An 11,931-nucleotide genomic window follows, 5' to 3' on the forward strand; every position below is an offset into this window, starting at 1 on the left:
GTTCAAATGCAGCCAGCTAAAGACCGCTGGAAACAGTGCGAGTTACCGTAAACTTGCTGTGGTGGATGCTTCCTAGTCCGGCTTCCAGGCATTCCGAGCAATGGCCGGAACGTGGTGGACAACACAGATTTAAGCCGACAACCCACGTCTTAAATACTGGTCTTTCACGTTGCCCGCGATATTGCCGAAACATGTTCAAGCCAGACTGGGTTCTAACAATCGCTAAACTTCCTTACTCATTTCGAATCAGCAACTTCACAGAATTTCTCAGAAATTTCTCTAGTTTTCTGAATTAGCAAAGTCTTGAATTCTAAGCGAGGATAATTGTATCGACTAAATTCAAGGTTAGCGTTCGTTGAATTTAGTGAATCATATTCAATAATCTCCCCGTAATTAAATGTCATAAAGCAGCATCAACATCGCCTAAAAGTTTACCTGAAAGACCATTCACCTAAAATTCAGTGGTCAATTGCGCCCAGATAGGTGGCCGTTCATCCGCCATTCGAGCGGCTTCCCGACTGGAAGGGCTGGCTGACAATGCTCAAGGGCGAAATTCTTCTTGTCCGGGTGAATTTCCCGGGCTAGAAGAAGACTCGTATTTGAAATTGCGCAGTGTTTTTCTGCGTGAGTTCAAATCGATGTCCGCCCTGTTCCAGCGTTGTCAGCCAGCCCTGGAAGTCGGAATCGGACGATCATCACTGACGAACAGTAAGCCAAACAATTGGCACGTTTTAATCACCTTTCATGCTAAATAATAACTCGCACAACGCACCATATTAAGCATCAATACGACCCGCAACACTCAGGAATTTGCGCGCTGATTATTCGCAATTAGTTGCACAATGTCGGCCGGTAGCGGTGCAAACGTGGTCAGTGACTGTTCAATAAATGGATCATCAAAGGTCAATTGCATGCAGTGTAGGGCCTGCCGGTTGAGCCACGGATCACGTGGACCACCATAGAGCGCATCTCCCACCAACGGATGACCGCTAGCGGCAAAGTGAACGCGAATCTGATGGGTACGCCCAGTGTGTAAACGCACCCGGACAACAGTCATGTTGCGTAGTCGTTTGACGACCCAGTACTCGGTTAAAGACGGCTTGCCATCGGGACGCGTGGTTCGTTTGATAAACGAATCAGGCGCTCGTCCGATCGGTGCGTCTAACCAGCCATGCTCATCCGGCAAATCACCACTGACCACGGCTAAATACATCTTGCGCATCGCATGCGCCTTTAACTGATGATCGATGATTGAGTGGGCAAAATGGTGCTTAGCGAATAGCACGATGCCACTGGTGTCGCGGTCCAAGCGAGTCGTAATGTGAACGACCTCATTATCATAACCAGCCACGCGATAGTACCCTTTCACACGGTTGGCAAGCGTATTATCTGGCAACGCGTGGGCTGGCACTGAAGCCACGCCAGCGGGCTTGTTGACGATTAAATAGTCGCGATCTTCATACAAAATATCAATTGGCAAATTGGAGACGCCGAGGTGGTCGTTACCAACTTCTGCCGGGGTAACCATCGTGACGGTCTCACCACCAGTCAACATATGAATCGCAAGTACCGGTTGATCATCGACAAGAATCGCACCACCGTGAAACTTCACTTTTTTCAGCAAACTCCGCGTGACCCCATGTTGGGAGAGCAGCGTCTTGACCTTCATCGGCTCAGGCGCATGATTGATCCAAGTAAACCTCATTGTTCGTCCAACCCAATGAAGGACGTCCCGACCCGTTTCCAGAAACGATTGTGCCGGTGCTGCGCAAAAGCGATGCGCCGATTTGCAATCGAATAGCGGATTTCTTCAATCGGACGTGGTTGGGTATCCAACTGGTCGGCCGTAAAGACAAAATGTGATTTTTGTTGCGGCCGAATCGTAATCGTTTCATACGGTGCCACGATGACTGGTGAGCCCAGTGTCCGGAACACGCGGTTGTTGATCGACGCGATTTCCGCCATCTGGAGCGCGTCCAATCGTGGATGAATGACCGCACCACCGACCGATTTATTATAGGCCGTGGAGCCCGTTGGTGTCGAGACACAGAGGCCATCGCCCCTGAAACGTTCAAACAATTCATCCTGAATGTAGACATCCGCCACCATCGTACTCCCCAGCTTTTTGAGTGTGGATTCGTTCAACGCTAAGTAATGATCAGCCATCTGGTTGTCCGCATAAGTAATGTCCACTGCTAGCAACGGATAAGTGACACTCTGGCCATTATCCTCTAGTAGTCCAGTAATCAGTTGGTCAATCTCATAGTCGCGCCAGTCAGTGTAAAAGCCCAGGTGTCCAGTATGCACACCGACGAACCTGACTTGGTCAACCATGTGGCTGTAGTGATGGAACGCTGATAAGAGGGTCCCATCACCCCCAACCGAGAGTACGATATCAGGATGGGCATCGTCAATTTCAAACCCGGCAGCGAGTAATTTCGTATGCAGTTCACTGGCGACTGCCGTGGACTTCTCGCTCTCATTTGCAAAAATAGTTACTTTCATGAATTTTGATCTTCCTTTGTACTGTCAGGTTCATCATTACCTGGCCCTTTGCCGTATGAAAACAAGCTCTGAGCTTCCTGGATTTCCTCGCGAATTTCTGACATTTCTTTATCAAGACTGAAGGCCGCTTCGGCAGCGCGTTGCAATCGTTGACTCAAATTTTCGGGAAAGTCCCCTTGATATTTATAGTTAAGTGAATGTTCGATGGTCGCCCAAAAATTCATGGCTAACGTCCGGACTTGGATTTCAGCGAGGATTTTTTTCTCACCACCGACCATTTGAACCGGATATTCGATGACGATGTGGTATGAGCGGTAACCAGACGGCTTTTCATTGCTGATATAGTCCCGTTCTTCCAGAATCGTCATGTCGGTCCGTTTACGCAATAAATCGACGACTTGGTAAATATCTTCTACGAACTGGCACATGATTCTTAAGCCAGCAATATCCTGCATATCTTGTTCCAGCCGGTCTTCTTGAACCTTACGCCGGGTCATTTTTTCTTTGATACTATCGACGGGCTTGACTCGCCCCGTTACAAATTCAATCGGTTCGTGCTGATTTAAATCGCGAAATTGTTTCCGCATTCCCCGTAATTTAACTTTCAACTCATCAACGGCTTGTTGATAAGGCAGTAAAAAATGATTCCAATCTTCCATCGGGGCACCTCCGTTTCAATCCATACCCTAAAATTTTACCATAATTTGGCGGAATAGAAAGTTAACGTTCTCGAGAATGAACACTAAGCTTACGATTCTCGCCAAACTGCCATTGAGGAAACAAAATACTTTACGAATTTATCAAATCGGTGCATGATAACTGGTGAAGGTTTAATCTAAATAACGAGTTGAACTTAACATTAAAAAATTCATGAAATTAAAAACTTGCAAATACCACGTTTGATTGGTATTCTGCACTATGACGCGAATAGAGAAAGTGGAGGAATTATGACGTGTTAGAAGTGTATTTATTTGTAAATCCGTTGGCAAACCAATGCGTACGCGACGAACAGAACGTGTTACGGTTGGCAAATGACTCAGACAAACAAATCCAATTTCAATTCGTACCGTTACTTAATATCAGTGTGATTCAACGGGCTTTGAAGTCCCAAGGCATTAAGACGACTGACTGGCATGCCCAGAATCAACAATCACAGACTTTGTATCGGGTTATTTTGGACTACAAAGCGGCCCTGTTCCAAGGCAAAAAACGTGGGCGTAACTTTTTAATTGCGCTCCAATCTGCAATGCTCAAAGCCGGGCAACATTATTCGGAGGAGCTTGTCAAAACCGTCGCAACTGACTGTCGAATTGATTTGGACATGTTTATGGAAGATCGGAATAGTGAACTGGCTAAGCAGGCCTTCCACGCCGATCAACGACTCGCATCCGAAATGAACATTACCGAAGCCTCATCCGCGGTCGTTTTCGACTGCGATCAATATGATTATGGGGTCTTACTCGAGCATTTTAATTACAAGACACTCTTTGACCTCGTCAACGGCAATCTGGATCCATTCCAAGAAGCCAACCGGACCACAAATACAAGTTGTGCCAACCTTTCCAGTGCACAACTACACGTTTTATAATTTCAGTAATTGCAATTATTCAACTGGACAACCAGTCAAAAAGCACCTGACGATCATTTTCGCCAGGTGCTTTTTGACGTTGTCACCACTAATTCCTATTGGGCAGCAGTCACCAATTGTTCAAATTCATCCAAGCGTTCAGCAAACACTTTGAATGCAGCATCCAAGTAATCCGGCTTAGTCATATCGACACCCGCACGATGCATCACATCGATTGGGAACGCCGAAGACCCCGCCTTCAGATACCCCAGATAATCCGTAACTGCGTCTGGTTGCTTACTACTGATCCGTTCAGCCAATGTCGAAGCCGCCGCGAAACCAGTCGCATACTGGTAGACGTAATAGTTGTAGTAGAAATGCGGAATTCGGGACCATTCATCCGCAATCTGCGGATCACTGACCACCGCGTCACCGTAGTAGCGTTGATTGAGTTGCAAGTAGTATTTCGATAGCCGGTCAGCGGTCAAAGCTTGCCCTGCTTGGTCTCGTTCATGAATCCATTGTTCGAATTCAGCAAATTGCGTTTGACGGAAGACCGTCCCCTTGAAGCCGTCGAGATAGTAATTCAAAACATACGCCCGCATCTTAGGGTCCTTTTCAGTCTCCAAGAAATAATTAGTCAGCAAGTTTTCGTTGGTCGTCGATGCAATTTCAGCCACAAAGATCGAATAGTCACCATACTGATAAGGCTGATTATGGGTCGTGAAGTATGAGTGCATACTATGTCCCATCTCGTGGACGAGCGTGTACAAGTTATCGATATTGTCTTGCCAATTTAAGAGCATATATGGCGCCGTATCATACATGCCTGATGAATATGCCCCACTCCGCTTACCTTGATTTTCAACCACATCGATCCACCGTGAACCAAAGGCCGTCTTGACGTGTTTGATGTAATCTGGGCCTAAAATCTTTAACGCCTGTAATGCCGTGGTCTGGGCTTGCTGATAAGTATATTTGATGGCAGGCTTCTCAGCCAATGGTGTATACATATCATACATATGCAATTGGTCTACCCCCAGCAGCCGTTTACGGAGGGCCACGTAACGATGTAATAAGTCCAGATGGTCATCAACCGATGTCACTAGCGCGTCATAAACTGACGTTGGAATCTGGTTGGCTGCTAACGCCGCTGCCCGCGCATCCGGATAGTGATGCGCCTGAGCGACAAAGTTATGCACCTTTACTTGACTCGCTAGGGTTGAAGCAAGGGTCCGCCGAAACTGGCTATAAACCCGGTATAACGCTTCAAACGCTTCGCGACGAACGGCTGGATGCACTGATTCTAGCAACACGCCATATAACCCCTGCGAAAGGGTCACTGGGTTACCGTCATCATCCTTGACTGTTGGAAACTTGAAGTCAGCATTGTTCAAGACGCCAAAGGTCTTCGCTGACGCGCCAAAAATATCACTGGCACCAGCAAGTAATGACTCTTCGTTTTCTGATAAAACGTGCCCCTTCTGGAGCCGGACAGTATCGAGTAAGTGCCGATAATCACGTAATGTGACGTTTTGATCCAAATAAGTATCAAGTTCATCCGGTGTTAATTGCAAAATTGCCGGTTCAAACCAGGCAGTGGCGGCGGATACCTTGGCCGTTAAGCTGCTAGCCTGATCGTCGAGTGCGGCGTTGGTGCTGTTGCCAGTGTCCTGGTCACTCTTCAAGCTCGCGTACACGGCGACCTTTTCAAGCCGTCGATAAACATCCAGGACGGCCTGAATCCCTGCTAATACGGTATCAGCGGAGTCCGTAAAATGTTCTTTCAATGCCGTCACAGCTGTCAGTGCGGCTTTAACCTGCGCGACATCCGCTTCATACGCAGCCTGAGTGGCGTAGATTGGGGTCAGATCCCAAGTCAGTTCTTCAGGAACGGCTGAACGGGTCGGCAATTGTTTGGTTGCTACCATGCGAAAACCTCCAATTAATTCAATATAGCACTAGATTACCACAGTTTGGACCGGTCGCCGCAGATTGTGTTCTAAAACTTAGGTTGTTCCCACTTAAGCGCTGCCTGATTCAAGGCCCAATCGCGCCCACGTCGTTGAATCACGTGCTGTTGATCCAGACGAGCCGTGACGGCTAAAAGCAACTGCCGATGCAAGGTACCTTGCTCACGCATACACGCTTGCCGGGCCAGCAATGGCTGTAATTCCGTCCATAATAACGCCTGAAGTCGTTCATGAGTGATAACGGTCGGCTCCTGCCGTAATTGACCAAAAACATGACCGTACCACACCAAATACGGTACCGTCAGCAATGGTAGTTCCGGCACCCTGGGAATCGTCCAGTCTGGCAGTTGCGCAATCGTTCCGCCGCGTTGATAGCAATACCGCTGCAAGTCATCAAAAGCATGCTGATGCCGTAATCTGGCCAGTAGTAACTGCCGATGATAATGCTCGAGATGTTCTTCCGGTGGTGTTGGATTACTGACAATCGGTTGGAACTGCTGAAATGCTGCCACCGGTTGACGGGCTGATTTCAGTGACCAGCGCTGATATGTCAAGGGTTCAGCATCCAGCGTAAGAATATGGTGAATCAATTGTAAACTGGCGGTTTCCACTTGCCAGAATAAGAGATGAATGCCCCAGTGCGGGTGATATTGCAGAAATTTCAAGGCTTTGCTGGTCGACCGTAACTTGCGCTGATAGGGTTGGCCGAGAATCCAGAGCACTTGATAGCCATGTCGCCAATAGCCCTGCGTACGGGCTGCCAACCGCGTCACGGATAAGGGTGAGCACTGAAATTCAATAGCCAGCGGTGGTGTTACATCCGTCTGCACCAACAAATCTGGTCGCTGATGCAACGCTGTTAAACCCGCTTCAAGTTGGACTGAATAGCCGCTAGCAGCGAACCAGGCAGCTAATTGCTGCTTGCCAGTCACGTGCTCGTGCGTTTCGCCCTCAGAGAACACCTGACAGTCGCTGCCTCGAAAATGGGCAAAGTGCGCCGTCATCACGCTTCCCCGTTTGAGCCGAACGGGTCCTTGGCACCCTGGGCAAATATATGGAATCTGCCGACCAGCTTGACTCGCATTGACCAACTGATGATGCGGGTCTTGTGCAATTAGCATTGTCAGCCGTCCCCCTTTCAAGAAATAAATACGCAAAGAACTTGAAGTTCCGTGAAATTTTTGAAATCTGCCACCAATGGCACCAGCACGCGATTACCCATCCTTTTCGGGAAGCCCTGAATAACTAGCACCATATCGGAAACGACGTCGTCTCGATTCAACATGTTCAAAAAGTTAGCCCCTTATCGGCTTCAATTGACTGCAGTGACGCACGTCAATGAAAATGCGTATTCCAATTGTCACACCAGGGAATACTCAGTTGTTGTCGTCGATTCAACGGCACAAAAAAAGCCCCAATCTGGCAATCACTTGTCAAATCAAGACTGTTTAAGCTTAATGAAAATAGTGGCGAATCGTTTCAAGTGCGGCGTTTGACATGATTTTTTCACCATGTTCAAGCAACACGTCAGCTGATATATTCGCTAAGTGGGCATATTCTAAGGCAACTGCAACATCATCTTTGATGGTTGCCGTTGAAGATTGGTCCACGAAGAAAACCAATTCTAGATAGTATTGATCACGATACTTAAACAAGTTGGAAGCCAAACCTTCTGGCCGGAATAACTGTGCCAACGAGACCAAATCTTCAAACTGGTCAAATTTCAACACGTATTCTTTAGTTGGCGTATCAGGATCATCGATATATGGATCTAAATCGTTGGTATCCTTAGTCGGATTATGACTAACACCTTGTCCATCTTCCACTCGATTTGTATCGGTCTGCATTAGTTTGCGTTTCAAGTAATCCGAGACGTCATCTTGTGAATCACCATCATCCGACTGATTAGGCGACTGGGTAGCTTTGGCAATCGTATCTTGTAAATTATCACTATTTTTACTAATAAATAATTCTAGGCCATTGCGGTTCGGTAGTACTTGAAAAGTCACCGCATCGTTGTCTTGAAATTGATGATCAACATCAACTTCCTCCAAGATGCTATAAAAGAAACTTTCAATTTGCTTATGATTCCCTAGTAAATCCAACACGCGTATCCCGCGCTCATTGAGATCATCATTTCCAATAACGACGCGAATCGTATCTTCGTTGATGCGTTCCATCTCCATTACAGATCCACCCCTTTCTAAGTGTCAAGGGACATAATCACTATCACAATTCTAACTTATTTTCCTTTATTGTAAAGTAATCTATCTGAAAATACAAAAATTGGCCAATTAGTTAAGCTAACTAGCCAATTATCGTCACATATTTGCTAACTGTTGTGCTCGCAATAGTTCTAAAGTGCGAATTTTCCGTGGTAAGAAGCGTCGAATTTCATCTTCATTATAGCCCACTTGCAACCGTTTCTCGTCCAACATAATTGGCCGGCGGAGCAAGCTTGGATCATGAGTAATCATATCAAATAATTCATTAAGCGATAAATCATTAATATCCATGTTCAGCTGTTGAAAGGCCTTCGAACGCGTTGAAATGATTTCCTCAGTCCCCGACTCTGTCAATTGTAAGATACGTTTGATATTCTCAATTGAAATTGGTTCAGTAAATAAATTGTGTTCTTGAAAATCAATGTCGTGTGTCTGTAACCAGGCCTTGGCTTTGCGACATGAGGTACAACTTGGTGCGGTATATAAAATAACCATACTGGGTCCTCCTTGGCATCGTTAATCAATTTATATAACATAATTCATTATACGCTACCGATATTTAATTGTGAATAGATTTAACAAAATTCGTTCATTTAAAATCAATATTTTAATATACATAATACGACGATGTGTCAATTATAACTAAAATAAATCGCTTTTATTATAAATTTTGTTATTAACAATATCGTACACAATTCACTTTAACCTTATAATTTCAATAATCAGTTTACAGAAAACTGAACTTGCCAGCTTATGATTCATTTAAGTGAACTGAATACTTCCAGCAACCGCCATTATGATTAAGACACTGCGTCTTTCTCCACAGATTCAATTCTTAAAGTTCGGTAGTCTTCAAATGGTAAGCGTCTCCTACAAACTAATACAGCTTATTAGACGACAACAATTAGCCGAAACAAAAAGATGTACAGCGCTATTCCGCTGTACATCTTCTAAAAATATTTGCTTGAAACACTTAATTAAGTCCTACTCCCGACGTCATATCCAACATCACGCGAGATCCAGCTGCAGAAACTTCTGAGCAACCACAACTTTAACGGCACTACCTGCTGCGGCCTGAGCTTCCTGACGTAACTGTTCAAACGGCACATCTTGCGGCAAGTGCGTCAATAATAATCGATTGACCTGGGCCTGTTTGGCAATTTCACCCGACTGTGCGGAGGTCATGTGCCAGATTTTACCCGTTTTTTGTGCGTCAAAGTTCGTATCAGTCATTAATAACTGTGCACCCTGCGCAAAGCTGGCTAAATCAGGTAAATAGGCGGTATCCGCAGAAAAGACTAGCGTTTGACCCGTCGCGCGTTCGACTAACTTAACGGCATAAGCTGGGACCGGATGCTTCGTCGGCAGGAAACTAACGTCAAATGGCCCAATCTCATTAACCGTCGATGGATCATAAGCACGGCCTTCCGTCGCCCCAGCCCAAGTTAAAGCGCCAAAGTTTAACGGATCGGCAGTATGCCCATAGATTGGTAACACTGGGACGTGGCGTTTTCCCTGACGAAGCTGCCAGTAATATTGTAATACCCCAACATCAGCAGTATGGTCATGGTGATAATGACTCAAAAGCACACTATCCAGTTGTATGGGGTCTAAAACTTCCTCTAAGGCGTTCAGCGCACCCGAGCCACAATCAAGCAGCAAATGGTAGTCTCCCGCTGTGATCAAGTAAGAACTCGTCCCAACCCCATCATATGGATACCCACCATAGTAACCAAGCACAGTTAGTTTCATCTTCACTCTTCCCTTCAATTTTATCTTTCCACCCTATTCTAAACTAGGCTGACGAAAAAATGAAACTAACAACTTAACATATTTTCAATTATTTTGAAAAAAACGTATAATAATAAGTGTAATAACTAAGGAGTGATATTGATGAGTGGAAAGATTTCAGCAACATTTGGGACGCGTAAAATTCTTACCATGATCCAACAACAAAACGCCGATCGCGACTTGCTACTGATGCAAGCTAACGCAACTGAAGACCGGTACATGTTACTCGATTTGACTGGTGAAGAAACGGTCTTCTCCAGTCCAGTCACATATGATGTCTTGCTTTCAAAAGGAACTGCAGATTGGCACGGAATGACCAGCTTTATTTTCATCGACCTACCCGTTGAGGAACAAAAGGTCTTCAATTCAAAATTCAGCAGTTTCCGGCATGATTACAACAAACCCGATGGCCTCAAGCACTTTTGGATTCTTCGTAAATCCAAGAACGACGCAGCTTTTGTGATCGTCACAAACTGGCACAGTGATTCTGAGTATGCCGTTTGGTTACGGAGTGAATCCTTCAAACCTTTCGCCAAATATATGAACTCAGATTATGGTTACCATGAAAGCCGGTATTCATTCGTCCGTTCATTAAAATCATAGTTCAATTATGGCTAAAAGTCGTTGCTGGGATGCAGCGACTTTTTTTTGACTAATTATTTAAATCGCCAATTATGTGCGATCACTTGCATAGCGAATTTTTAACACTAATACATGATAATTATTGACCAGAATGCACTAACATGATCATGCTTCGACTCAGAATCATACGTTATTGGCCTTTCAGGGGGCTCACAGATTGTTTTAAAATCAAGTTTAACCGATTTTTAGCCTGCTGCTGTGCAACTGCATTATACGACATTTATTCGGCCATATGGACGTTTCATTTTACGGTTGTTACCATTGTAATAAGTTCAAGCCAAAATCTAGGTCAAGATGAGGTCCTGGCTGTTATAACGTGTGCTGCAAATCACTGATTTCATGCTTTATTCTTTACAGCTTACGCTCAATAAAAAGCGTATTCTAAACTTCTCGGCTTTTGAGATATTTAGAAACACGCCTCTCCTCCAACCGCTATTGTAGAACCTTTGTATTTTATTAAAACTAATTTATTACGACTCAAAAAACTGACTTTTTTAATACTTTCCATTCATCATAAGTCCAATCAATAGGATCAAAAATCCGTTGCTTTTGTAAAAAATCCTTTGCTTTCAATACTAACGGCGACGAATTTTCAATTGTAAGTTTCTCTAAAGGTATTCTGACCGCACCCAAAGAGTCCTGACCAATAAATTGAGAGATAGAATAGTTTAAATCACCTGTACTACTAACAACTTCATAGAAGACACAGATATGTTGATTATAACGCCAATGTTCATAAGACCACGGATATTTGAAACTTGTAACTCCTAATTGTGTCAATTTCTCTGGCTCTAATCCTGTCTCTTCCTTGATTTCTCTCACAATGGCGGACTGCAACCCTTCCCCATTTTCTAGACTACCACCTGGCAAGTCAAATCTATTGATATAAGGCCCGCCGTTTTTCTTAATTACCACCAAACCTTCATCATTTCCGATAATGCCATACACACCAAAAGCGCGATGAAATTTCTTAGTCATTGTTTTCTACCTCATATTTAACCAAATGTCTCTAAACTTCCTCAAAAGCCGAGAAGCTTAGTACACTCTTTTTGTATTGGAAATAATCTCTAAAGCATAAATCAATATGGTCAGTTATTTACTGCTTACAGATCCTCAAGGCAAGTTGCCTATCCGCCCCAAAACCTGTGTAGCATCCAAAATTCAGAATCCCGTGTTCAATCGAATTTCACGTAAAAAAAGACGCCATTCATAATGAATGACGTCATCG

The 11,931-nt window shown here is 44.7% G+C and carries 11 protein-coding genes; 2 read left to right on the plus strand and 9 right to left on the minus strand.

The annotated features are described in order from the left end of the window. Positions 1–802: 802 nt before the first annotated feature. Genes KGF65_RS15465 through KGF65_RS15475 form a run of 3 tightly spaced genes read right to left on the minus strand, consistent with a single transcriptional unit; the run spans position 803 to position 3,164 of the window. Complete coding sequence (locus KGF65_RS15465) at positions 803–1,705, minus strand: RluA family pseudouridine synthase (RefSeq protein ID WP_101873276.1); 903 nt, start codon at positions 1,703–1,705, stop codon at positions 803–805. Beyond that, a complete protein-coding gene (locus KGF65_RS15470) occupies positions 1,702–2,505 on the minus strand; it encodes an NAD kinase (protein WP_105920324.1) in 804 nt (267 codons plus the stop codon). Before KGF65_RS15470 ends, KGF65_RS15465 begins: the two co-directional genes overlap by 4 nt. Then, the gene (locus tag KGF65_RS15475) at positions 2,502–3,164 is read right to left on the minus strand and encodes a GTP pyrophosphokinase family protein (protein WP_050338376.1); all 663 of its coding nucleotides are present in this window, start codon (positions 3,162–3,164) and stop codon (positions 2,502–2,504) included. The genes KGF65_RS15470 and KGF65_RS15475 overlap by 4 nt, the downstream gene beginning before the upstream one ends. A gap of 293 nt (positions 3,165–3,457) precedes the next feature. On the opposite strand from KGF65_RS15475, the gene KGF65_RS15480 reads away from it, so the two are divergent. After that, positions 3,458–4,093, plus strand: coding sequence for a DsbA family protein (locus KGF65_RS15480; RefSeq protein WP_216748725.1), 636 nt, complete (start codon positions 3,458–3,460; stop codon positions 4,091–4,093). A 95-nt stretch (positions 4,094–4,188) separates the two neighbouring features. On the opposite strand, the gene pepF is transcribed toward KGF65_RS15480, so the two are convergent. The 5 genes from pepF to KGF65_RS15505 all read right to left on the minus strand — a co-directional run bounded on the left by pepF (position 4,189) and on the right by KGF65_RS15505 (position 10,022). Continuing rightward, positions 4,189–6,003 (minus strand): oligoendopeptidase F, encoded by a 1,815-nt coding sequence (pepF, locus tag KGF65_RS15485; RefSeq protein WP_105924332.1) that lies wholly within the window; start codon positions 6,001–6,003, stop codon positions 4,189–4,191. 71 nt (positions 6,004–6,074) lie between these two features. After that, positions 6,075–7,166 (minus strand): competence protein CoiA, encoded by a 1,092-nt coding sequence (locus KGF65_RS15490; RefSeq protein WP_101873272.1) that lies wholly within the window; start codon positions 7,164–7,166, stop codon positions 6,075–6,077. Positions 7,167–7,499: 333 nt separating this feature from the next. Continuing rightward, on the minus strand, positions 7,500–8,231 hold the full coding sequence (locus KGF65_RS15495; RefSeq protein ID WP_003639103.1) for an adaptor protein MecA: 732 nt from the start codon (positions 8,229–8,231) through the stop codon (positions 7,500–7,502). Between the two features lie 135 nt (positions 8,232–8,366). Beyond that, a complete protein-coding gene (gene spxA, locus KGF65_RS15500) occupies positions 8,367–8,765 on the minus strand; it encodes a transcriptional regulator SpxA (RefSeq protein ID WP_050338372.1) in 399 nt (132 codons plus the stop codon). A gap of 513 nt (positions 8,766–9,278) precedes the next feature. Beyond that, positions 9,279–10,022, minus strand: coding sequence for an MBL fold metallo-hydrolase (locus KGF65_RS15505; RefSeq protein ID WP_101873269.1), 744 nt, complete (start codon positions 10,020–10,022; stop codon positions 9,279–9,281). A 141-nt stretch (positions 10,023–10,163) separates the two neighbouring features. On the opposite strand from KGF65_RS15505, the gene KGF65_RS15510 reads away from it, so the two are divergent. After that, a complete protein-coding gene (locus KGF65_RS15510) occupies positions 10,164–10,664 on the plus strand; it encodes a hypothetical protein (protein ID WP_050338370.1) in 501 nt (166 codons plus the stop codon). Between the two features lie 516 nt (positions 10,665–11,180). On the opposite strand, the gene KGF65_RS15515 is transcribed toward KGF65_RS15510, so the two are convergent. Next, positions 11,181–11,681, minus strand: coding sequence for an NUDIX hydrolase (locus KGF65_RS15515; protein WP_216748724.1), 501 nt, complete (start codon positions 11,679–11,681; stop codon positions 11,181–11,183). Between the last annotated feature and the right edge of the window lie 250 nt (positions 11,682–11,931).

The organism is Lactiplantibacillus sp. 30.2.29 (assembly GCF_018991255.1).
Classification (GTDB): Bacteria; Bacillota; Bacilli; order Lactobacillales; family Lactobacillaceae; genus Lactiplantibacillus; species Lactiplantibacillus pentosus.

Excerpts from the sequence above, each read along its gene's own strand:
- KGF65_RS15465 (WP_101873276.1), bottom strand. The coding sequence starts at position 1,705 with ATGAGGTTTACTTGGATCAATCATGCGCCTGAGCCGATGAAGGTCAAG.
- KGF65_RS15470 (WP_105920324.1), bottom strand. The coding sequence starts at position 2,505 with ATGAAAGTAACTATTTTTGCAAATGAGAGCGAGAAGTCCACGGCAGTC.
- KGF65_RS15475 (WP_050338376.1), bottom strand. The coding sequence starts at position 3,164 with ATGGAAGATTGGAATCATTTTTTACTGCCTTATCAACAAGCCGTTGAT.
- pepF (WP_105924332.1), bottom strand. The coding sequence starts at position 6,003 with ATGGTAGCAACCAAACAATTGCCGACCCGTTCAGCCGTTCCTGAAGAA.
- KGF65_RS15490 (WP_101873272.1), bottom strand. The coding sequence starts at position 7,166 with ATGCTAATTGCACAAGACCCGCATCATCAGTTGGTCAATGCGAGTCAA.
- KGF65_RS15495 (WP_003639103.1), bottom strand. The coding sequence starts at position 8,231 with ATGGAGATGGAACGCATCAACGAAGATACGATTCGCGTCGTTATTGGA.
- spxA (WP_050338372.1), bottom strand. The coding sequence starts at position 8,765 with ATGGTTATTTTATATACCGCACCAAGTTGTACCTCATGTCGCAAAGCC.
- KGF65_RS15505 (WP_101873269.1), bottom strand. The coding sequence starts at position 10,022 with ATGAAACTAACTGTGCTTGGTTACTATGGTGGGTATCCATATGATGGG.
- KGF65_RS15510 (WP_050338370.1), top strand. The coding sequence starts at position 10,164 with ATGAGTGGAAAGATTTCAGCAACATTTGGGACGCGTAAAATTCTTACC.
- KGF65_RS15515 (WP_216748724.1), bottom strand. The coding sequence starts at position 11,681 with ATGACTAAGAAATTTCATCGCGCTTTTGGTGTGTATGGCATTATCGGA.